Origin of the sequence: Chromobacterium vaccinii, from assembly GCF_001855275.1 — a bacterium.
GTDB lineage: Bacteria > Pseudomonadota > Gammaproteobacteria > Burkholderiales > Chromobacteriaceae > Chromobacterium > Chromobacterium vaccinii.
On sequence record NZ_CP017707.1, the window covers coordinates 4,962,756 to 4,983,467 of the forward strand.

The window sequence follows — 20,712 nt, forward strand, 5'->3', positions numbered from 1 at the left end:
GAGGCTAGCTTTCCGTTGACGGATTGGCGGGGAGGGCGGCGGCCAGCGGCTCCAGCCGTTGCCGCAATTGCCGTTGCAGTTGTTCCAGCGAGGCGGCGGACAGCCGGCGGCAGTCCTGCGGCAAGCCATTCAGGCTCTGAAGCAACTGGCGGCTCGCCGGTTCCAGATATTGTTCCGGGGAAAACTCGGCCGCCTGATCGGCGCAACGCATGATGAAGCGGCTATCGTCGTGATGGTCGATCTGGATGGCGCCGTGCCAGCGCTCCGCGAGCAGGGACATCAGCGCGCCCTGCCGCGGGCGCGAGGCTTTGGGCACGCGCAAGTGCAGCGTGGCTTCCGGCGCGGCGGGGGGCTGGTTTTTCAGCCATTCGTCCAGCAGCAGCAGCAAGGTGTCCGGGTGGTCGACAGCGGCGGCCAGCATGGCGCGCGCCTGCTGCTCCAGATGTCCGCGCCATCGCTCTGCCAGGGCCTGGCTGTCGGCCAGCGCGGCGGCTATCTGATCCAGGGCTGTGAGCATGCCCTGTTGGTAGCCGTCGCTATAGGCATGGCCGCGGATGGCGTCGGCCTGATTTTGAGCTTCCCGCAGCAATTGGCTGGCGCGTTGGCGCGCCTGTCGCTCCAGATTGTGGGCGTGGCGAAGGCGTTCCAGTTGGCCGCGGCGGACCAGTACCCCCTCAGCGGCTGTCTGCGGGCGGAACATGGGGGTGTCGTTGGGCATATTGCAGAGCCAGTGTCAGTAGCAGGACGTCCGGCGCGCCGGGCGCGGCCGGCACATCGTCGACGATGGGAGGAAACGGAAGCGCCAGCCTTTGGGAGAGCGCCGCTGGCAGCTCGCCCTTCCAGGCCTGCAGTCGGCTATAGCCGGCGCGCAGCAAGTCGTTGTGGGAGAACGGGCGGGATGGCGCGATGCCGCTTGGCTGATTCAGACGCATGGCGGCGAAATCCTGGGCCCAGGCAGGCAGGCGCAGCAGACCGCCTTGCCAGCCCAGGGCGGCGCGCAGCGCCTGGCAACCGATCAGGTAGGCCGCTTGCGGCAGCAGTGGCCAGTGGCGCAGAAACTGGCGGGTGGCGCTATTGAGCGGGCCGGCGGGCCAGTGGTTGTCCAGGCGATGGCCGCTGATCAGCATGTCGTTGATGACGGCGCGCTGCCGCGGGCTGTCCAGCGCGGCAGGGAGCCTCAACCGGTGCGGATGCAGATAGGACAGCGGGTCGAATAGAATGGCGCGCACTGGCGGAGACAGTTCCGCGCCGGAGCGCTCAGCCATGCCGCGCCTCCGCGGGGGCCGCCTTGCCGCCTCGTTTGCCCTGGCGCAGCCAGAACCAGCCGGCCATAACCGCTAGCAGGCCCGTTGCGGCCAGGCCGGCCAGCAGCGCGGGCAGGTTGTCCGGCCGGCTGGCGGATGGCTGGCCGGGTGGCTGTTGCTGGGCTTCGCTGCGGCGCGACAGCACGACCGAGATATTGTCGTATTCGACGTCGGCGAAGCTGTTTTTCAGAAAGCGCTTGATGTTGTTGATCATCGGTTCCGGTTCGATGTCCCGGTCATAGCTCGCCAATACGGCGAGATGGATGGGCTGGGGCGGCCGGCCGTCCTCTCCGGCATTCAGGTCATAGCTGACGTGGACGCGGGCGGACAGGATGCCATCCATGGTCTGCAGCGATTGCTCCAGCCGCTGTTCTATGGCGGAGTACAGCCTGGCTTTTTCCGCGCGCGGCGAAGAGACCAGCGAGTCGGCCGGGAACATCTGCGCCACTTCCATGCGCGGACGGGAGGGCAGGTCGTAGGTTTTCAGCCAGTCTACCGCGGCGGCGAAGTCGGACGGCGCCACGGCGATGCTGAAGCCGCTCTTGCCCTTGTCCTGCTTGTCCGCTTCGATATTGTGGCGCTGCAGCACTGCGATGACTTCATTGGCCTGCTGCTGGTCCAAGCCCTTCAGCAAGTCCTTTTGCTGGCAGCCTGCCAGCAGCAGCGCCAGCAGCGCGGCTTTCAGGCAGGCGCGCGTCATGAGCGCAGCAGGCTTTCCACCACGCCGACCCCTTTGCGGGCGAGGGTGCTGAGCATGGAAACTTCCAGGTTGTAATTGGATGTGCGCAGCTGCAGCTGATATAGCTTGGACGGGTCGCTCAAATCCTCGGGTTGATCGATTTTTTGCATGATGGCAGTTTTCTCCGTGCCGACTGAGACCGCGGATTCGGCGAAGGCATGGATCATTCTGTCTTCCAGCGACATGGTTTGCTGATCGGTCTGGCTGATGTCGCTGACCTGGATGGCCTGGCGCGACTGGGCGGCGGAAATGGGAATCATCTTGGAGTCCAGGTTGGCGCCGGCGGCTTGCCGGCGCGACGATTAGCGGAAGTTCTGGATAATGGCGGCGTCAATGTCCTTGAAGGTCTTGACCACGTTGGACTGGGCGTTGCGGTACAGGTTGTATTCAGACAATTTGCTTTGGTACTTGGCGAGTACGCTTGGGTCGGAAGGGTTGGCGACAAGTTTTTCCAGGGCTGTATCTACTTCTGTCTTGAGTTGGGTCGAGTCAAAATTTTGCGACAACTGGTTGATATAAAAACTATCCGGTTGTGAGGCTCCGATAGTGGCGGCCATGCTTATTCTCCTGTGGTTGATAAAGTGTGTGGGAAGTACCAATGGCTGGCATCAAGCTTGATGTAGCCCTGACTGCCATACAGGAAGGACTTGCCTTTGAGACTGTCGTCCTTCAATTCGATGGCGAACTGCACATAGCGGCCGCCCCATTGGCGGTAATAGCGGTCGACGAACTGGCGCGCGCGCTGCAGTTCGTCGTCGCCCAGCGAACCTGAGATGGCGAAGACGACGCTGCTTGGGTTGTCCTGGCGGCGGAAGGGCAACGCCAACCGCCGCAGCCCGGCTTCCGCTTCGCGCGCGGCGGCGGCGTCGTCCACCGGGACGATATCCACCTTGTCGGCGTAAGGCAGGCTCTCGACCAGCCGGGCAGCCAGGCGCATTTTGTCTTCCGCGCTCAGCGCGGCGCGCTGCAGGCTGATCCAGAGCTGGGGGTGGCGCGGATCATTCAATTGCAGGCAGTAATAAGCAAGATCCGGATAAGCCGCGGCCAGCCAGCGGCCGATGCGCTCGTTCTCGCGCAGAGGGGTGATGACCTCGAAATCTTGCGGATCGTCGCTGCGCAGCAAGGCTTGCCGCGCCCAGGCGGTATCTCTTTCGCTGGCGGCCGCGACGTAAAAGCGGCCATCCTGTCCGGGCAGTATCTGAAAGCGCTGAGGATTGTTGCCCAGCAGCGCCGATAGCTCCATTGTCTTGCGTTGAGAGCCGTCCTGCCATTGCTCGTAGCTGCCGAAGCCCAGCCCCGCAGCGGCCAGCAGCGCCAGCAGGGCGGGGACGGCCAGCCAGCGGTTGCGGCGGCGCGGAGGCTTCGTCGCCAGGGTATCGGTCTGGCGCGGATGGTTGAGCACTTCCGGCAGCCAGGACTGGTCCTGAGGGCGCAACGCCAGTTCCAGCGCGCCCACCCGGATGATCTGATTGAAGCCCGCCGGATATTCGGCCACCTCGTCCTGGCCCAGCTCGCGGATTTGAGCATCCTCATCGATGAGGATCTCGAAGTTGACGCCGCCGTCGGCCAGCGGCACGTACAGCGTGTCTCCCGGCAACTCCGGCAATTGGTGGGGCTCGGCCAGGGCTTCGCTGGGGCCTACCAGAAACAGCGTCCTGCCGGGGCGCAACAAAAACTCGCAGCCGCGCAAGGCGCTGTTGAGCAGGCGCACGACGATGGCGGCCGTCTCGGATGGGTGGTTGTCTTCTGCAAGCATGGTGTTCTTATTCAAGGCTGCTGGGCGAGTCGATATCGGCCGCCACTGTATGCGCGCGGGTTATGCCATTCCTGATGAAAAACCGATCAGATTCGGCGCGGCGGATCAGATTCGCATCCGAATCTTGTCGGCTTAGTGGACTCACGCTGCCGCCGACATTTGCGGCGCGAACAGTTCCGCCAACCTAGGGTCGTGCCGCCATGCCGGCAGCCAGGGGTAGCGTCCGGCCTGCAATTGCCCCCACAGCAGCAGCGCCGCCTCGCGGCCGTCGCGCGCTAGCACCAGCGGCAGCAGGCTGGCCCGCACATGGCGGCTGTCTATCTGCAGCGCTTGCAACGGGGCGGGGTCGCCGGAGCTGGCAAACTCCACGCTGCAGCGGTTGAGCATGAGTAGGCCGGCTTCCTCGCCTGCGGCGCGCACGGCATGAATGAGCTCCAGCGCTTCGGCATGCAGTTGCTGTTGCGACAAGATCAAGGCCAGCAGGCTTTGCAGCACCGGATGGTCCTGGCCGTAACGGCGCAACTGGCTCTTGCCCAGCGCGACGGCGTCGCCGAGGCGGTTCTGGCAAAAGGTCAGCCACAGCTTCAGGATGCTGGCCGCGATGCGGGAAGGATCGCGTTCCAGGCTGGCGTCCAGCGCGTTCTGCGCCTGGCTCAGCCGGCCGGACAAAAACAGATGCCAGGCGTGGCAGCAGAGCACTTCCACCGATTGCGGCGCCAGCAGCCGCGCCTGCTCGAACAGCGCGTCGGCCAGCGCATGTTCGCCGCGCAAGCTGCCCAGCAAGGCCAGCAGCCCAAGCGTCTGAGGATGGGCGGCGTCCAGCTCCACCGCTTTGTCGACCGCCTGCCTGGCTTGCTCCAGCGCCAGTTCCTGGTCGAACAGGCTCAGTTGCGCCAGGGCCAGATAGCATTCGGCCAGGGCGCGCCAGGATGGCGCGTGGCCGGGCGCGCTCTCCACGCATCGATGCAGCTGGCCCAGCGCGCGCAGCAGGCTGGATGGCGTGTGCTGCCGCAATTCTTGCATGGCGTTCAGGTAGGGGATGGCGGTGTCGGCGGCGTCCAGTTCGCCAACCCGGCTGACGCGAAGGCCGGGGATGCGCTGCGCCAGCAGATTGCTTAGCCGGGCTTGCAGCGCCGCCGGGTGCAAGCCGGATAGCGAGATGCTTTCGTGATGGACCAGCTGGTGGCCGCGGGAGCGGATCAGCTCCACCCGCAAGATGCAGGTTTCGCCCGCGCCCTGGGTTTGACCGGCCAGGTAGTAGTCGGGAGCGAGCTGCTCCAGCAGCGCGTGGATATCCCCGATGGCATGGCAATGCCGGGTCAGCGTGGCCGGCAGCACGCAGAGGCCGTAGGGAGCGTAACGCGCCAGATTCTGCACCAGCGCGCCATGCAGCGCCTGGGCATCCAGCTGGCTTTCCATGCGGAAGGGCAGCACCGCGACCGAGGCGCTTGTCGCCGGCACGCTGTGCTGGGTCACCATGGCCACGGGGCGGCAGAAACGGTAGCCCTTGCCGTAGACGGTGTCGATGTAGCGCTGCTCCTTGCTCTCCAGCAGGATGCGGCGCAAAGCGTAGATGCAGCGGGTAAGCGACTCCTCGTTGACGTCGTCATCGGGCCATACCCTGTCCAGCAGCTCATCCTTGCTCACCAGCTCGCCGGCGGCTTCCAGCAACACGGTGAGCACCGCCAGTTCCTTGGGCGGGATGCCCAGCTGCCGCTCGCCATGAGTCAGCATGCCGTCGAAGTGCAGGATGAAGTCGCCGAAGACGAACTGCCGGTTCATGAAGCCATCGTTGTTCATCATCTCTCTATCCCTTGCGGCAGGCCAGAGCTACAGGGTCTCACGGCGCATTGATAATTTGTTCGTTATGATACGTATCATATCAAACATATTATCAGCTGGCTTGGCGACTTGACAACGGAATTTTTACTATCCGGTTTGTCACGCCTGTAGGGATGGGGCCGGCTCGTCCTTGATGGTGGAGGTGTGAGCTGTTTCTGCAAGTATGGCTGGCGATTGTGGTTTAGCTTTTTTGGTTACGCGTGTGCCTCTTGAGCGTTTAGAGCATGCGCAGAGCCTTTTCCACTTTGTTTGACTAGTATTGCTAACCATCCATGGCATTTGGATTCAGTGCAGTTTGTGTTGGCTAGACTTGGTTTATATGTCGAAGTGTGTTGCGAGGTTATAAGGTGGTGGCGTAATTTATTGCCATCAAATTTAATTGGTTATATTTGTTTGAACAATGGAAGTGATATGATTTCTAGTCCCTCGAATGGTATGTCTGTCAATGCAAAATTTGGTAGTATGGCCTTGGATGGTGGCGCGGTGGAGGAGCGTGCTAAAAAATTCAACACGGGGGAGGCCTCTAAAACTTATGATGGCCAGATCAATATACTGAAGGCAAGTGATAAGGTTGATACTGCAAAGCTTGAGGGATTGCATGCACAGTATGAGGAGATAGAGCCTAATAATCCAGATGGAATTCTTAGAAAATTGCGCATTGCTGATGAAATGGCTGCTGAAGGTAAGTCCATCAGGGCACAATGTGAAGCGGGCGATATTGCTGTTGGTGATGCTGCGCGCACAGTTTCTCTTTTTCCTCATGTTTTCTTGCCAGTCAACTTTAGTATTTCTTTAAAGGATCTTCAAACTATTGGGATGGATAGAAATACAGCAAGTGAAATTGGGTTGAATGTGGTTGGTGATGCGAGTGAACGACGGCTTCTGATAGTAGGAGGGGTGACAAGTGATGGCTCTAATGGTCTAGCTGCTTCTGTTAAGACGCCAGGGAACACAACGCCTGGTTTTGAAGGCATGAATGTTATTAACATTGTACATACGCATCCGAGAGAAGGACTAGCCAAAGCTTCTGATGTGGAGTTCAATGCGGATGTGAAGGGACAGGGCGAGAATGATCCTCCGGCGCTGGTGCGTAGCCACTCAGGTGGGACCTATTTATTCAGTAATGAAGATGCTGGAGGTGTATTTAATGAGAAAAAAGACAGCAGATTTTCTCCCTCTTCTTTGTCCATACCCAGTTTTGCAAAAGATACAATGAATGGCGGCAAGAATGGATTTCCATTTCATCGTTATGAGCCAAAGAGCGAGGGAGTGGACGTTGGTCCTTACAAAGAGGCTGTGGTGGCAGAGATTACAGGGCTTGTTGGTGAGTTGAATGATTTATATTCTAAAATGTCTAATGATTCATTTACAGCAGATGGATTCTTGACAGTTTTGGGACAGGCGGGGGATGTAAGAAAAAAACTGGAAAATGTTAATGATTTATCTAGTGTAAAAAATTTCGAAGAGCATTTTAAAAAGCCAGATGAGCCAGATTCAGGATTTGATCTTTTTTCTGGGGATTTTGAGGGTGTAAACTTCAGTGGGAGTGGAAGCGAAAGTGGAAGTGAAAGTGAGGGTGGGCGTAAAACTGGGAGTCAGTAAGCGATTTTGATGGGAATGGGCTTGCTCGTTATCAAGCGTATGATGGTATATCGCCTATGTCGAGAATGTTTTCTCGTTAACTGTATTCCATATTTTCGCGGGGAGAATGACTCGACGTAGCTTGCCTGCTGGTAGCAAGTATTGTCCCGGTCATCATATTCCCATCAGGATTCCTTCCTTTCGCTAATACACACTGTCGTCATCCCGGCAACCGCCGGGCCTGGATTTCATGCGATGACAGAGAACAATGTATTGAACCCCCTGCAAACCTTGGCGGCCTCTGGCCGGCGCGAGATCGCCGGCCAGGAGGCTTGGTTATTGCTGCCGCTGGCCAAGGGCGGGGCTCGGCTTGAATTGAGCTGGGAAGCCGACCGTGAGGTTTGGACTCTGCCATCAGGCTGGCAAGGGCTGTTGCTGCTGGACCGCCTGAAGCTGAAGGCGGTGTCCGGCAGTCTTTGTTTTCATCCGGTCCGGCTGGAGGCGCTTGCCAAATTGCTGGCCTTCGTCGATGAGGCCAATGGTCTGGCGCCGTGTTCTGCCGAGCGGCATTGCGCGCGCTTGCCGCAGGATGATCTGTCTTTATGGGCTGACCGGCGCCGTTGCGAGTACTGGTTCCTGAACCAGTTGCTGGAGCCTGCGGAGCCGTTTTCGTCCTTGCTGGCCCTGTTGCGCCGCAATGAAAGCTACTGGCTGGTGCGTTTTCTGTTGGCGCAGTCGGCAGGCGGCGACAAATTGCAAGAGCTGGGCGAGCGTTACGGCGTGTCGCGCTCCCATTTCCGCCGCTTGTGCCGCCACGCGCTGGGCAATGCGGCCAAGACCGCGCTGCGCGACTGGCGGATGGCGCGCTCTCTGCTGGATGTGGTTGAGGGCAGGGAAAGCCTGACCCAACTGGCCCTAAAGCATGGTTATTCTTCGCAATCGCATTTTTCAAATGAAATCAAAGGATTGATCGGCGTTTCTCCACGCAGTCTGTCCAATATCATCCAGCTAAGCGTGAAATGAACAAGTGTTTGTCGTACGCGTTATGGCTGGGATGCGCGTTGTGCCTGGCCGCCGGAGCGCTGGCCGCGCCGGAGCCGGGCGAGGCTGCCGATGGCGCTGGCTATGTGGCCAGAAAGGACAGCCTGCGTTCGTTTTTCGACGCGATTTCCTCCAAGTTGAAAAAGCCGGTGATTCTGAGCAAGCAGGCGGCGCGCAAGCAGGTCAGCGGCGAGTTCGACCTCAGCAATCCGCAGGCGCTGCTGGAGAGGATGACGCAGCAACTGGGGCTGGTCTGGTACCACGACGGTCAATCCATCTATGTCTACGACGCCAGCGAAACCCGCAACGCGGTGGTGGCGCTGCGCAATGTGTCCTTGTCGGCCTTCAACGGCTTTCTGCGCAAATCCGGCCTCTACGACAAACGCTATCCGCTGCGCGGCGACAGCCGCAGCGGCGCTTTCTACGTATCCGGCCCGCCGATGTATGTGGATCTGGTGATCAATGCGGCCGGGTTCATGGATAAACAGAGCGAAGGCATGGACCTGGGCCGTTTGAAGATAGGCGTGATCAAGCTCAACAACACGTTTGTCGGCGACCGCAGTTACGAGCTGCGCGACCAGAAGCTGGTGATCCCGGGCATGGCCACGGTGATAGAGAAATTGCTGACGGGCGAGGGAAAGTCGGTGCGGATGCTGCCGCCGCCGGCTCCGTCCCTGCCGCCTTCTTCGGCGCTGCCCGCGCGCGCGGAGGACGCGGCCAGCCAAGTGGGCCTGCCGCCGTTGCCGGGGCTGCCGTTGCCGTCCAGGACGGCGCTGCCGGAGCCGCCGCCGCAAGACGGCCCCGCCGGGGATATTCGCGTCATCGCCTATCCGGACACCAACAGCTTGCTGGTGAAGGGGTCGGCCGAGCAAGTGCGCTTCATCGAGAATCTGGTGACGGCGCTGGACGTGGCCAAGCGCCATGTCGAGCTGTCGCTGTGGATCATCGATCTGCAGAAAGAGGATCTGAATCGGCTGGGCGTGGAATGGAGCGGGCAACTTGTGGTCGGCGGCGGGCTGGGGGTGTCGTTCAACGGTTCCGGCTCGCTGAGCACGCTGGACGGCAGCCGCTTCATCGCGTCGGTGATGGCCTTGTCGCAGCAGAACAAGGCCAATGTCGTGTCGCGGCCGGTATTGCTGACGCAGGAAAATGTGCCGGCCGTGTTCGATAACAACCGCACCTTCTACACCAAGCTGGAGGGCGAGCGCAGTGTCGATTTGCAGCATGTGACCTACGGCACGCTGGTCAGCGTGCTGCCGCGCTTCAGCGCCGATGGCCAGATCGAGATGTCGTTGAACATCGAGGACGGCAGCGAGGCGCGGGCGCCGGATTACTCCAAAGACAATAAGGATGCCGCCACCCCGGAAGTGGGGCGCACGCGCATCAGCACGGTGGCGCGGGTGCCGCAGGGCAAAAGCCTGCTGATAGGCGGTTTCACCCGCGACGCGAGCAGCGACAACCGGGCCGCCGTGCCGGGCTTGGGCCAACTGCCGCTGGTGGGGAGCCTGTTTCGCTATCAGCGCAAGGATTTGTCGAACAGCGTGCGGGTGTTTCTGATTCAGCCGCGCGAGATCGACTCGCCGCTGACGCCGGACGCCAGCGACTTAGCTGGCGGCTTGAGCCGGCAGGGGGGCTTGGATATGGACCCGCTGCAGCAGAAGTTGCGCCGCTACCTGGAGCGGAGGGAGGGCGCGGGCCATGGAGATTAACGCTCGCCAGCAGCATGCCTTGGGTTTGCGCACGCCCAAACAGCAGGCCCAGCTGGACGCCAAGCGCGATGCCAAGCGCGATATCCGGCACGATGCCCAGCAGAAAAGCGAATCGCAGCAGGCCGATGCGCAGATGAACGAAGCGGAGCTGGCGGAAGAGACGAATCCAGCGGCGCTGCTGCAGCGCGCCGCCCAATCCGCCGACGAAATGGCGGCGGTGCTGACCCAGTTCCGCAACCGCCGCGATTACGACAAGAAGCGGGGCAATCTGGCGGATAGTTTCGAGCGGGTGCTTGACGAGGATGCCCTGCCCAAGGCGCAGGAAATCCTGCAGGTGGCCAAGTCGCCCGGCTACACCGCCGAGGAGTTGCTGCGCCGGGCGCGCTCGCAGTTTCCCGACGACAGCGATCTGGTGCTGGTGTTGCGCCAGTTGTTGCGGCGCCGGCAACTGGACGAGGTGACGCGCAAGCGGCTGCAAGCGCTGCTGGAGCAGGTGGAAGACGAGGCGGAGCCGCGGCCCCTGAAAGCCGGCATCAACTGCGCGCTCAAGGCGCGCTTGTTCGGCAAGGCGCTGGATTTGAGCCCCGGCCTGCTGCGCGCCAGCTACCGGCAGTTTCTGCAAAGCGAGGCGGGAGAGGCGGAAATCTATCAGGACTGGGTGGCCAGTTACGGCTATCAACGCCGGGCGCAGGTGCTGGATTTCATCGAGGGGTCCTTGCTGGCCGATATCGATTCGCTGGATGCCAGTTGCTCGAGGCTGGAGTTCGGCGATCTGCTCGGCAGGCTGACCCAGCTGAAATTGCTGCGCTCCGCCGACTGCCTGTTCATCGGGCGCCTGCTGGCCAATCCGGCGGTCCGCGGCTTCAACCCCAATGAGGCTGACTGGCTGTTTCTGCTGCTGTCGCTGCTGCAGCAACCGCAAGAGCTGGACGAACTGCTGGCGGAAACCGTGGGCGATACCGCCTTGCTTAGCCGCCATGCGGATCGCTCCACCCTGCTGCACGCGCTGTACCAGGCCTGCAAGTCCTTGCCTGCCAGGCTGTTTCCCGATGAGGGATGGCTGGACGCCTTGCTGGACGAGTTTCGCCATCTGGCCGGAATCGCTTATCGACATGAGTTGGTTGAGCGGCGCAGAGCGCGGTGAGTGGTGTGGGAGAGAGCCGCCAGCCAAGCCCTGCGGCGCAGGATTTCGCTTGCTGTTTTCCCCTATCAAAGACGTTTTGAGCGTCTGATTTTCTGGATGAACGACGGTGTTGACTTCTTTGTTGAACGGCGCGCGCTCGCGGCCTGAATTGCTGATCCTGTTGTTGATGGTGATGATCATCGCGATGCTGATCATCCCGCTGCCCACCTACCTGGTGGACTTTCTGATCGGCCTCAACATCGTGCTGGCGATGCTGGTATTCATGGGGTCGTTTTACATCGACCGCATCCTGAGCTTCTCCACCTTTCCGTCGGTGCTGCTGATCACCACGCTGTTCCGGCTGGCGCTGTCGATCAGCACCAGCCGCCTGATCCTGATCGAGGCCGATGCCGGCGAGATCATCGCCACCTTCGGCCAGTTCGTCATCGGCGACAGCCTGGCGGTGGGTTTCGTGGTGTTCTCCATCGTCACGGTGGTGCAGTTCATCGTGATCACCAAGGGTTCGGAGCGGGTGGCGGAGGTGGCGGCGCGTTTCTCGCTGGACGGCATGCCCGGCAAGCAGATGAGCATCGACGCCGACTTGAGGGCCGGCATCATCGACGCCGACGGCGCGCGCGAGCGGCGCAGCGTGCTGGAGCGGGAAAGCCAGCTATACGGCTCTTTCGACGGCGCGATGAAGTTCATCAAGGGCGACGCCATCGCCGGCATCATCATCATCTTCGTCAACTTCGTCGGCGGCATCGCCGTCGGGGTGACGCAGCATGGCATGAACCTGTCCACCGCGCTGTCCACCTACACCATGCTGACCATCGGCGATGGCCTGGTCGCGCAGATCCCGGCATTGCTGATCGCCATCAGCGCCGGTTTCATCGTCACCCGCGTCAACGGCGACAGCGAGAACATGGGCCGCAACATCATGAGCCAGTTGCTGGGCAACCGCTTCGTGCTGGTGGTCACCGCGGGCCTGGCGTTGGCGGTGGGCATGCTGCCGGGTTTTCCTCTGCTGGTGTTCCTGATCCTGGCCGGCGGGCTGGGCGGCTTGTTCTATTTCAAGCGGCGGGCGGCCCAGACCGCCGGCGCGCCCGGCGAACCGGCCGGGGGGCGCGCGGTTTTGGGCGGCGCGGCTCCCGAGCCAGGCAAGCCGGGCCCGGATAGCTCCTTGGGGTTGATCGGCAATCTGGACCGGGTGGCGACCGAGACGGTGCCGCTGATCTTGCTGGTGCCCAAGGCGCGTCGCGCCGAATTGGAGCGCATGCAACTGGCGGAGCGTCTGCGCAGCCAGTTCTTCATCGATTACGGCGTTCGCCTGCCGCAGATGATGCTGAGCGACTCCAGCTCGATGCAGGACAACCGCGCGGCGGTGTTGATCAACGAGATCCGCGCGGAAGAATTCGCTTTGCATTTCGATCTGGTGCGGGTGGTCAACTACTCGGACGAAGTGGAAGCGCTGGGCATTCAGCCGGTATGGGCCGCGCAGGGCGCCGGGCAGTGCGCGTGGGTCAAGCCGGCCGAGGGCGAAAAGCTGGCCAAGCTGGGCTATCAGCTGCGGCCGGCGCTGGACGAGCTCTACCACTGTCTGTCCACGCTGCTGGCGCGCCATGTCAACGAATACTTCGGCATACAGGAAGCCAAGCACATGCTGGATCAGCTGGAAGGCAAATATCCGGACCTGCTCAAGGAAGTGCTGCGCCACGCCACCGTGCAGCGCATCGCCGAAGTGCTGCAGAGGCTGCTGACCGAGCGAATTTCGGTACGGAACATGAAGTTGATCATGGAGGCGCTGGCGTTATGGGCGCCGCGCGAGAAGGACGTGATCAACCTGGTGGAGCATGTGCGCGGCGCGTTGGCGCGCTACATCTGCCACAAATTCGCCAATGGCAACGAATTGCGCGCGGTGATGGTGTCAGCGGAGGTGGAGGACGTGGTGCGCAAAGGCGTGCGCCAGACTTCTGCCGGCGCCTTCCTCAACCTGGAGCCGTCCGCTTCCGAGGAGTTGATGGATTTGTTTTTGGTGGGACTGGGCAGCCTGAGCATCGCCCACAAGGACATGGTGTTGCTGGCGTCTGTGGATGTGCGCCGCTTCATCAAGAAACTGGTGGAAACCCGCTTCCATGATCTGGAAGTGATTTCGTTCGGCGAAATCACCGACAGCGTGTCGGTGAATGTGATCAAGACTATCTGACGGGAGATGAGAGCGCCATGCAGTCAATCGATATCGCGCAACTTTTGAACGCTGCCTTGCAAGGCAGCGGCTACGCGCCGGAGAGGCTGGCGATGCTGGACGGCGGCTGCACCATCGCGCTCGAGCTGTGCGATCTGCCCAGCATGCACATCACCGAGCAAGAGGGCGAGGTATGGCTGTGGTCGCGCCTGGGGAGCCTGAACGATGCGGCGCTGGACCGCTTCGGCGGCAGTTTGCTCAAGTCGCTGCTGGCGGGCTGCGGTTTCGCCCGCAGCGGCCAGCTGCAGCTGGCGCAGAGCGAGGGCGAGTTGGAGCTTAGGGCCCAGCTGCATCCGGACTGCCTGGAGGATGGCCCCCATTTCGCGGCGGCGCTGAACGGCTTTTTCGACGCGCTGAATCATTTCCGGGAGCTGCTGCTGTGATGAAGCCTCCGCGTTTGCTGCGCCGTCTGGCTTATCCGCATCGGCTGTCCGGTCCAATCCTGGAGGCGGCGCTGCCGGATGTGGCGATAGGCGAGTTGTGCGAAATCCGCCGCAGCTGGCAGGACCGCGAGGTGGTGGCGCGCGCCCAGGTGGTGGGTTTCCAGCAGGAGCGAGCGGTTTTGAGCCTGATCGGCAACGCGCGCGGCTTGTCGCGCGAGGCGGTGTTGCAGCCGACTGGACGGGCGTTGTCGGCCTGGATCGGCGATGCGGCGCTGGGCGCGATGCTGGATCCCACCGGCCAGGTGGTGGAGAGATTCGCCAGCGAGCCCGCCAGCCATGGCGGCGACGAGCGCGGCATCGATGCCGATCCGCCGCCGTACTCGCGGCGCGTGGGGGTGCGCCAGCCGCTGGTCACCGGCGTGCGGGCGATCGATGGCTTGCTGACTTGCGGCATCGGCCAGCGGGTGGGCATTTTCGCTTCCGCCGGCTGCGGCAAAACCATGCTGATGCATATGCTGATCGATCAGGCCGAGGCCGATGTGTTCGTGATCGGCCTGATCGGCGAACGCGGCCGCGAGGTGACTGAATTCGCCGAGTCTTTGCGGCAGTCGCCCAAACGCGACCGCTGCGTGCTGGTGTACGCCACCTCCGACTACGCGTCGGTGGATCGCTGCAACGCCGCCTTGCTGGCGACTACGGTGGCGGAATACTTCCGCGATCAGGGCAAGCGGGTGGTGCTGTTCGTCGACTCGATGACGCGTTACGCCCGCGCCTTGCGCGATGTGGCGCTGGCCGCGGGCGAGCCGCCGGCCCGGCGCGGCTATCCGGCATCGGTGTTCGACAGCCTGCCGCGCCTGCTGGAGCGGCCCGGCGCGACTCGCGAGGGCAGCATCACGGCTTTTTACACCGTTTTGCTGGAAGGCGACGACGAGCCCGACCCGATGGCGGACGAGATCCGCTCCATTCTGGACGGCCACATTTATCTGAGCCGCAAGCTGGCCGGTCAGGGACATTACCCGGCTATCGACGTGCTGAAGAGCGCCAGCCGGGTGGCGGGCCAGGTCTGCGCCGACGCGCATCTGCAGGCGGCATCAGGAGTGCGGGGCCTGATGGCGCGCTTGGAGGAACTGCAGGTTTTCATCGATCTGGGCGAGTACCGGCAAGGAGAGAACGCCGACAACGACCGAGCCATGGGCGCGCGCGAAGCTTTGCGGCAATGGCTGCGGCAGCCCTTGGCGCAGAACTCGTCGTTCGACGCCACGCTGCGCGGCATGCATGAGCTTATTGCCTAAGATCGGCGCGCTGCTGCGGCGTTGCCAGTTCGCGCAATCCCGGTGCCAGCAGGCGCTGGCGCAGTTGTCGCGGCAAGACGATGGCCTGTTGCGGGAGCTGCAGGCGCTTGAGGCGCAAGGGCAGGGTTTGCGCCAGCTATTGCAGGCTCAGCAACTGGCCGGCGCGGTCGTCGATCGCGGCCAGTTGTTTTCCTTGCAGCGCCGGCAGGCGGTGTTGCGACAGCAACTGCAGAGCCTGGCATTGCAAGGCGAGCAACTGCAGGAGCGGCGCCAGCAGCTGCAGTTGGAAAGAGAGAAGCAGAGCGGGCTGAGCCGGCAATGGCTGCGCAAGGAAGACAAATATCAGCGATGGGCGCAACGGGTCCGCAAGCAGCGGCGATTGTCGCGGCTGCTGCAGGAAGAAGGCGAACTGGAGGAGCGAACGAAATGGAAACCGTGACGGCGGCAGGCAGGTGGCCGGCCGCGCTCAAGCCCGAAGAGGCCGAAGGGGCGGCAAGCAGTTTCGCCAGGCTGCTTTCCAGTCCCGACGCGCGCAAGCCGCTGGGGGGCGATAAGCCTCTGTCGATTCTACCGCCGCCATGCGGCGCGGGACGCGGCATGGATGCGATGGCGGAATCAAAGGCCGCAGTCTCGCCGGAGGGCGGATCGAACCAGGACGCCAATCAAATGGGGGCTGATGGCTTGCCGGAAACGGCAGGGCCATCGACGGTCGCTCAGGACGTATTTCCCCCGCTGGACGACGAGGCGGCAAGGAACCGCAGCGACTGGCTTGCCGGCAGGCTGGCAAAGGGTAAACGGCTGGCGTCGGACTCGCATGCCGGCGCAGTCGCCAGCGAGCCGCCGCTCCCGGCCTGGTCGCCGCCCTCGCCGCTGCAGCTGTCGCAACGCCATCGACAGGAGCATGGCGAGCCATCCTGCGACGCAGCGCCGTCCGGAGTCCGCTCTTCTGAGCGAGCGACGGTTGGTTTCCTTGCGGGTTTGGGGGCGAGGGCATGCGAAGAGCCATCCCGAGCATCTTCGCCGATAGCGGCCGCGCCCGCGCCGCCGGCTGGCGGGAGGAAGGCCGAAGCGAGCGCGCCGCCAGTCATGGCCGCGACTCCGCGCAAGGCGTCAATGTCGTCGCCGTCGGGCGCGGCTGGTCCGGCGGACGGGAAAGAGAGGCCGGTGGATGGACGACGCGCGAGCGTCGGCGGCGCCGCTGTGTCCGGTTCGCCGCCGGCGTTGCCTAGGGACCGTCGCGAGGAGGCATTGTCGGCGGCTGCCGCGCCTTTCCCACCGGCCGGCGAGAAGGTGGCCGCAACAAGCCCGCCGCTAAGCGCGGCCTATGCCATCGGCATGGATATGGCCGCGCGGGGGATGGCCGAGGCACCGCCGAGCGGAGCCGGAAATGCCGGCCTCGCCAGCGGACAGGGCGCGCCGGAGCCGGGGCGAGCGGGCATTGCCGACGCCGGCGCTCGGGGCGGAGAGTCGGAGCGGGCACCGGATGCCCCGGGGCGGCCCAAGCCTGCCTCCGGCGCTGCCGGACTCGCGCCGCCGGGCATGGCGCGCGGCGACGCGATGGCGAACCCGGTTCCGACGCGCGCTGGCCGCAAACATCATGAGGATGCCGCCGCCGCCGTTGCCGGACGGCAGGATGCACTCTTGCCGCCGCAGGCCATGGCCGCAAGCGATGGGAGCTGGGCTCCGCGGTCTCGAAGCCGGGCGGAGGGGACGCCGCAATCGCCGCCAAAGGCCGAGCCGGAACAATCGTCCGGCATCGGCTACCGCTTTCTGCGCTGGGGAGGGGAGCACGCGGTGAGGATTCAGAGCCGAAATGGCAAGTTGTTGCTGCAGCCGTCCGACAGCCTGGTGCAGCAACGCCTGAGCGAACAGTGGCTGTCGGGCAACCCGCAGCACTGGAACCTAGATCGCGACAGCGGAGAAAGACAATCGCCAAGGCCGGCCCAGGATGAGCACGAGGAGGACGCCTGATGCTGAAACTGCGGCATGTGGACCGGCAATTCCAGGCTCTGCGCCAGACGGAAGGCGTTTGGAAACGGCAAGGCTGGGAAGCCGAAATCGCTTATCCGTCCCGCAGCGGCAGATGGGTGGCGCTGAGCGATGAGGCGCGGCGCTGGCAGGGATGGCTGCAGCCGCGGATCTGGCTGGAGAAGATGGCGCCGGAGCTGGCGGCGCTGGCCAGCGCATCCGGGGTGGAAGAACAGGCGGTCCGGCTGATCGCCGCCAGCGAACAGCCGCTGCGCTGGCCTATGCCGGAGTTGGCCTATCAAGGGCTGAGTCTGGGCCGGCTGGTAGACGGAAGCGAGCTGCCTGCGCAGGCTCTGCTGAGAGTGTCGACCGAGCTGGGTCCGGTGTGGTTGTCCAAGGTGCCGGCGCCGACGCATCCGGTCTTGGATTCGGCGCGGCTGGAGAGCCTGCCGCTGCCGCTTAGGTTCGAATTGGGAAGAAGCCGCATCAGCCTGTCTTTGCTGCGGAGCGTTTGCCTGGGCGACATGCTGCTGGTCCAGCAGGCCGCGCCGCGGGTGAGTTGCCATGGGCGGGTGTTGGGGCGTTATCAACGGAGCGATGAGGGAATCGTGATGGAGTGGCAGACGGAAGAGGATCGTCCCGAGGACGGACCGGCAGTGGCGGATGTTCGCCAGTTGCCGGTGCGGTTGGAGTTTGTCTTGCAACAGAGCATGGTGACGTTGGCGGAATTGCAGCAGCTGTGCCAGGGGCGGTTGCTGCCGGTGCAGACAGGCGCGGAACAGCGCGTGGAGGTTCGAGCCAACGGCGCGCTGCTGGGGCGCGGCGAACTGGTGCAGCTGGATGGCCATCTGGGCGTGGAAATGACGCAGTGGCAGGGCGAGGTCGCGGATGTCGAATGATATTACCCTGATAGCGCTGATGGCGTTTGCCACGCTGCTGCCCTTCCTGATTGCTTCAGGCACTTGCTACATCAAGTTTTCCATTGTGTTCGTGATGGTGCGAAATGCCCTGGGCCTGCAACAAGTGCCTTCCAATATGACGCTTAACGGCATCGCGCTGCTGTTGTCGATGTTCGTGATGATGCCCATCGCGCGGCAGGCCTGCGATTACTACCAGGACGAGCATGTCAGCTTTTCCAGCATCGAATCGGTGCGCAACTTCGTCGAAAACGGCCTGGATGACTATCGCGGTTATCTGCAGAAGTATTCCGATCCGGAACTGGCGCGCTTTTTCGAGAAAGCGCAGGCGCAACGGATGGGAGAGCCTGCAGGCGGCGCGGCTGCGGACGAGCCGCCATCCATCTTCGCCTTGTTGCCGGCCTATGCGCTCAGCGAGATCAAGAGCGCGTTCAAGATTGGCTTCTATTTGTATCTGCCGTTCGTGGTGGTGGATCTGGTGATCTCCAGCGTGCTGCTGGCGTTGGGGATGATGATGATGAGCCCGGTGACGATATCGGTGCCGGTCAAGCTGGTGTTGTTCGTGGCGCTGGATGGCTGGACTCTGTTGTCCAAGGGCCTGGTGCAGCAATACCTGGAGCTCGCCAGTTGATGCGGCCCGGCGCGGAGGCGCTTTCCTGCGCGGCATGGGCGCTCGCCCCATCCTATCGGACGCATCGCCATGAATGAAATGATATTCGCCAGCAACAAGGCGCTGTACCTGGTGTTGATGATGTCGGCCTGGCCCATCATCGTCGCCACCATCATCGGCCTGTTGGTGGGCCTGTTCCAGACCGTGACCCAGCTGCAGGAACAGACGCTGCCGTTCGGCATCAAGCTGTTTGGCGTCAGCCTGTGCCTGTTCATGCTGTCAGGCTGGTATGGAGAAACCTTGCTGGGCTTCGGCCGCGAGGTGATGCGTCTGGCGCTGAGCCATGGGTGAGGCGATGCCGGCCTCCCTGTTTTTCGACATCCATGGCTGGGCGGCCACCGCGGCGCTTGGGTTTGCCAGGGTCGCGCCTATTTTTTTCATCCTGCCTTTTTTCAACAGCAATGTATTGAGCGGGATGGCGCGCACGGCGGTCTCCATGCTGGTTGCGCAGGGGGTGTGGCCGCATGGGGTGGATGAGCCGATGGCTGCCGATTCGCTGCCGTTTCTGGCGCTGCTGGGGCGGGAGGCTGCCGTCGGCCTGTTGTTGGGTTGTCTGCTGGCCTGGCCTTTCTGGGTCTTCCATGCGCTGGGCAGCGTCATAGACAACCAGCGCGGCGCGACTTTCAGCAGCAGCGTTGATCCGGCCAACGGCGTGGATACGTCCGAGCTGGCCAATTTTTTCAATCTGTTCGCGGCGGCGGTCTATCTGCAGGGCGGCGGCATCCAGCTGGTTCTGGAGCTGATCCGGCAGAGCTATCAGCTATGCGACCCGCTGCGTGACTGCGCTCCGCCGCTGACGCCGCTGTTTAGCCTGATCAACCGGGTGATGGCCAAGGCCTTGGTGCTGGCCAGTCCGGTGGTGGCGGCTTTATTGCTGTGTGAAGCGGCATTGGGCCTGCTGTCGCGCTTTGCACAGCAATTGAACGCCTTTTCTGTGGCGATGACGGTCAAGAGCGCGGTGGCGCTGTTGATCCTGCTGCTGTATTTCGCGCCGGTGCTGCCGGGTACGGTGGGGCAACTGGCGCTGAAACCCGCGGCGCTGGCGAATTGGCTGGCGGCGCCGCGCTGAGATGGCCGAGAAAACCGAAAAGCCCACGCACAAGCGGCTGAGGGATTCGGCCAAAAAAGGGCAGTCGTTCAAGAGCCGCGATCTGGTCGTCGCCTGCCTGACCTTGTGCGGGGTCGCCTATCTGGTGTCGTTCTCCTCCCTTGCCGAACTGATGGGCGTGTTCCGCCAGACGATCGCCAGCGGTTTCCGGCTGGACATGCCGGGTTACGCCAAGGCGCTGGCATGGCTGGGGCTGAGGCTGTTCTTGCCGATTTTCCTGTTGTGCGCGCTGGCATCGGCGCTGCCATCCCTGTTGCAGAGCGGCTTCGTGCTGGCCAGCGAGGCGTTGAAGCTGAATCTGGACGCGCTCAATCCGGTGAGTGGCTTCAAGAAGCTGTTCAGTCTGCGCACGGTGAAGGAGGTGGTGAAGGCCTTGCTGTATCTGGCTAGTTTCGTCGTGGCGGTGTTTGTGGTCTGGAACAAGCACAAGACGCTGCTGTTCGCCCAGTTGCATGGCGGTCCGCTGGGCCTGGCCGCCATCTGGCGCGAGTTGTTGCTGTCGCTGGTATTGACCTGTTTGGGCTGCATCGCGCTGATCCTGATTCTGGATGCGCTGGCTGAGTATTTCCTGTTCATGAAGGACATGAAAATGGAAAAAGAAGAGGTCAAGCGCGAGATGAAGGAACAAGAAGGCAATCCGGAGGTGAAGTCGCGCCGGCGCGAGGTGCATATGGAAATCCTGTCCGAGCAGGTGAAGTCTGATGTGGCGAATTCACGGTTGATCGTCGCCAATCCCACTCACATCGCCATCGGCATTTATTTCAAGCCGGAGTTGTCGCCGGCGCCGTTCATTTCCGTGATGGAAACCAACCAGCGCGCTTTGGCGGTGCGCGCCCATGCCCGGAAGGTGGGCGTGCCGGTGGTTCGCGACGTGCCGCTGGCGCGGCGAATTTACGCCAGCCATCGGCGCTATGCCTTCATCAGCCTGGACGAGGTGGACGAAGTGCTGCGGCTGCTCGCGTGGCTGGAACAGGTGGAAAACGCGGGTTTGCCGGAGGGGGATGCCGCCGTTGAGCCGCAATGAGCGATTCTTGAAT

The 20,712-nt window shown here is 62.7% G+C and carries 21 protein-coding genes; 14 read left to right on the forward strand and 7 right to left on the reverse strand.

Annotation, left to right across the window (positions count from 1 at the left end; genetic code table 11):
* Nucleotides 1-4 precede the first annotated feature (4 nt).
* The 7 genes from BKX93_RS22950 to BKX93_RS22980 all read right to left on the reverse strand — a co-directional run bounded on the left by BKX93_RS22950 (nucleotide 5) and on the right by BKX93_RS22980 (nucleotide 5,602).
* Nucleotides 5-718: a hypothetical protein gene (locus tag BKX93_RS22950; protein ID WP_070981537.1), complete on the reverse strand. Its 714-nt coding sequence runs from the start codon at nucleotides 716-718 to the stop codon at nucleotides 5-7.
* A complete protein-coding gene (locus tag BKX93_RS22955) occupies nucleotides 675-1,265 on the reverse strand; it encodes a type III secretion apparatus protein OrgA/MxiK (RefSeq protein ID WP_046167951.1) in 591 nt (196 codons plus the stop codon). The genes BKX93_RS22950 and BKX93_RS22955 overlap by 44 nt, the downstream gene beginning before the upstream one ends.
* Nucleotides 1,258-2,004: an EscJ/YscJ/HrcJ family type III secretion inner membrane ring protein gene (locus BKX93_RS22960; protein WP_046167950.1), complete on the reverse strand. Its 747-nt coding sequence runs from the start codon at nucleotides 2,002-2,004 to the stop codon at nucleotides 1,258-1,260. Before BKX93_RS22960 ends, BKX93_RS22955 begins: the two co-directional genes overlap by 8 nt.
* Nucleotides 2,001-2,303, reverse strand: a complete 303-nt coding sequence (sctI, locus tag BKX93_RS22965) for a type III secretion system inner rod subunit SctI (protein ID WP_083340650.1) — start codon at nucleotides 2,301-2,303, stop codon at nucleotides 2,001-2,003. Before sctI ends, BKX93_RS22960 begins: the two co-directional genes overlap by 4 nt.
* 42 nt (nucleotides 2,304-2,345) lie before the next feature.
* Entirely contained in the window at nucleotides 2,346-2,600 is a 255-nt protein-coding gene (locus BKX93_RS22970; RefSeq protein ID WP_046167826.1) for a type III secretion system needle complex protein, read from the reverse strand.
* 2 nt (nucleotides 2,601-2,602) lie between these two features.
* Nucleotides 2,603-3,799: a PrgH/EprH family type III secretion apparatus protein gene (locus BKX93_RS22975; RefSeq protein ID WP_052717540.1), complete on the reverse strand. Its 1,197-nt coding sequence runs from the start codon at nucleotides 3,797-3,799 to the stop codon at nucleotides 2,603-2,605.
* 141 nt (nucleotides 3,800-3,940) lie between these two features.
* A complete protein-coding gene (locus BKX93_RS22980; protein ID WP_052717541.1) occupies nucleotides 3,941-5,602 on the reverse strand; it encodes a HilA/EilA family virulence transcriptional regulator in 1,662 nt (553 codons plus the stop codon).
* Nucleotides 5,603-6,052: 450 nt separating this feature from the next.
* Here BKX93_RS22980 and BKX93_RS24985 point away from each other — a divergent pair, with 450 nt between their 5' ends.
* The 14 genes from BKX93_RS24985 to BKX93_RS23045 all read left to right on the forward strand — a co-directional run bounded on the left by BKX93_RS24985 (nucleotide 6,053) and on the right by BKX93_RS23045 (nucleotide 20,699).
* Nucleotides 6,053-7,243: a hypothetical protein gene (locus BKX93_RS24985; protein WP_144408829.1), complete on the forward strand. Its 1,191-nt coding sequence runs from the start codon at nucleotides 6,053-6,055 to the stop codon at nucleotides 7,241-7,243.
* 234 nt (nucleotides 7,244-7,477) lie between these two features.
* Entirely contained in the window at nucleotides 7,478-8,245 is a 768-nt protein-coding gene (gene invF, locus BKX93_RS22985) for an AraC family transcriptional regulator InvF (protein ID WP_083340651.1), read from the forward strand.
* Nucleotides 8,242-9,972, forward strand: coding sequence for a type III secretion system outer membrane ring subunit SctC (gene sctC / locus BKX93_RS22990; RefSeq protein ID WP_070981539.1), 1,731 nt, complete (start codon nucleotides 8,242-8,244; stop codon nucleotides 9,970-9,972). Before invF ends, sctC begins: the two co-directional genes overlap by 4 nt.
* Entirely contained in the window at nucleotides 9,962-11,116 is a 1,155-nt protein-coding gene (locus tag BKX93_RS22995; RefSeq protein WP_083340652.1) for a YopN/LcrE/InvE/MxiC type III secretion system gatekeeper, read from the forward strand. The genes sctC and BKX93_RS22995 overlap by 11 nt, the downstream gene beginning before the upstream one ends.
* Nucleotides 11,117-11,222: 106 nt before the next feature.
* Entirely contained in the window at nucleotides 11,223-13,298 is a 2,076-nt protein-coding gene (locus BKX93_RS23000; RefSeq protein WP_070981541.1) for an EscV/YscV/HrcV family type III secretion system export apparatus protein, read from the forward strand.
* Between the two features lie 17 nt (nucleotides 13,299-13,315).
* Nucleotides 13,316-13,720: an InvB/SpaK family type III secretion system chaperone gene (locus BKX93_RS23005; RefSeq protein WP_070981543.1), complete on the forward strand. Its 405-nt coding sequence runs from the start codon at nucleotides 13,316-13,318 to the stop codon at nucleotides 13,718-13,720.
* Nucleotides 13,720-15,012, forward strand: a complete 1,293-nt coding sequence (gene sctN / locus BKX93_RS23010) for a type III secretion system ATPase SctN (RefSeq protein ID WP_046167830.1) — start codon at nucleotides 13,720-13,722, stop codon at nucleotides 15,010-15,012. Before BKX93_RS23005 ends, sctN begins: the two co-directional genes overlap by 1 nt.
* Entirely contained in the window at nucleotides 14,996-15,451 is a 456-nt protein-coding gene (locus BKX93_RS23015) for a hypothetical protein (RefSeq protein ID WP_070981545.1), read from the forward strand. The genes sctN and BKX93_RS23015 overlap by 17 nt, the downstream gene beginning before the upstream one ends.
* Nucleotides 15,439-16,983: a SpaN/EivJ family type III secretion system needle length determinant gene (locus tag BKX93_RS23020; protein ID WP_070981547.1), complete on the forward strand. Its 1,545-nt coding sequence runs from the start codon at nucleotides 15,439-15,441 to the stop codon at nucleotides 16,981-16,983. Before BKX93_RS23015 ends, BKX93_RS23020 begins: the two co-directional genes overlap by 13 nt.
* A complete protein-coding gene (locus BKX93_RS23025; protein WP_083340653.1) occupies nucleotides 16,983-17,879 on the forward strand; it encodes a YscQ/HrcQ family type III secretion apparatus protein in 897 nt (298 codons plus the stop codon). Before BKX93_RS23020 ends, BKX93_RS23025 begins: the two co-directional genes overlap by 1 nt.
* The gene (locus BKX93_RS23030) at nucleotides 17,869-18,528 is read left to right on the forward strand and encodes an EscR/YscR/HrcR family type III secretion system export apparatus protein (RefSeq protein WP_070981551.1); all 660 of its coding nucleotides are present in this window, start codon (nucleotides 17,869-17,871) and stop codon (nucleotides 18,526-18,528) included. The genes BKX93_RS23025 and BKX93_RS23030 overlap by 11 nt, the downstream gene beginning before the upstream one ends.
* A 69-nt stretch (nucleotides 18,529-18,597) precedes the next feature.
* Entirely contained in the window at nucleotides 18,598-18,858 is a 261-nt protein-coding gene (locus tag BKX93_RS23035) for an EscS/YscS/HrcS family type III secretion system export apparatus protein (protein WP_031296613.1), read from the forward strand.
* Nucleotides 18,859-18,862: 4 nt separating this feature from the next.
* Nucleotides 18,863-19,636, forward strand: coding sequence for a type III secretion system export apparatus subunit SctT (sctT, locus tag BKX93_RS23040; protein ID WP_046167835.1), 774 nt, complete (start codon nucleotides 18,863-18,865; stop codon nucleotides 19,634-19,636).
* A gap of 1 nt (nucleotide 19,637) precedes the next feature.
* The gene (locus tag BKX93_RS23045) at nucleotides 19,638-20,699 is read left to right on the forward strand and encodes an EscU/YscU/HrcU family type III secretion system export apparatus switch protein (RefSeq protein ID WP_070981553.1); all 1,062 of its coding nucleotides are present in this window, start codon (nucleotides 19,638-19,640) and stop codon (nucleotides 20,697-20,699) included.
* The last annotated feature ends 13 nt before the right edge of the window (nucleotides 20,700-20,712 follow it).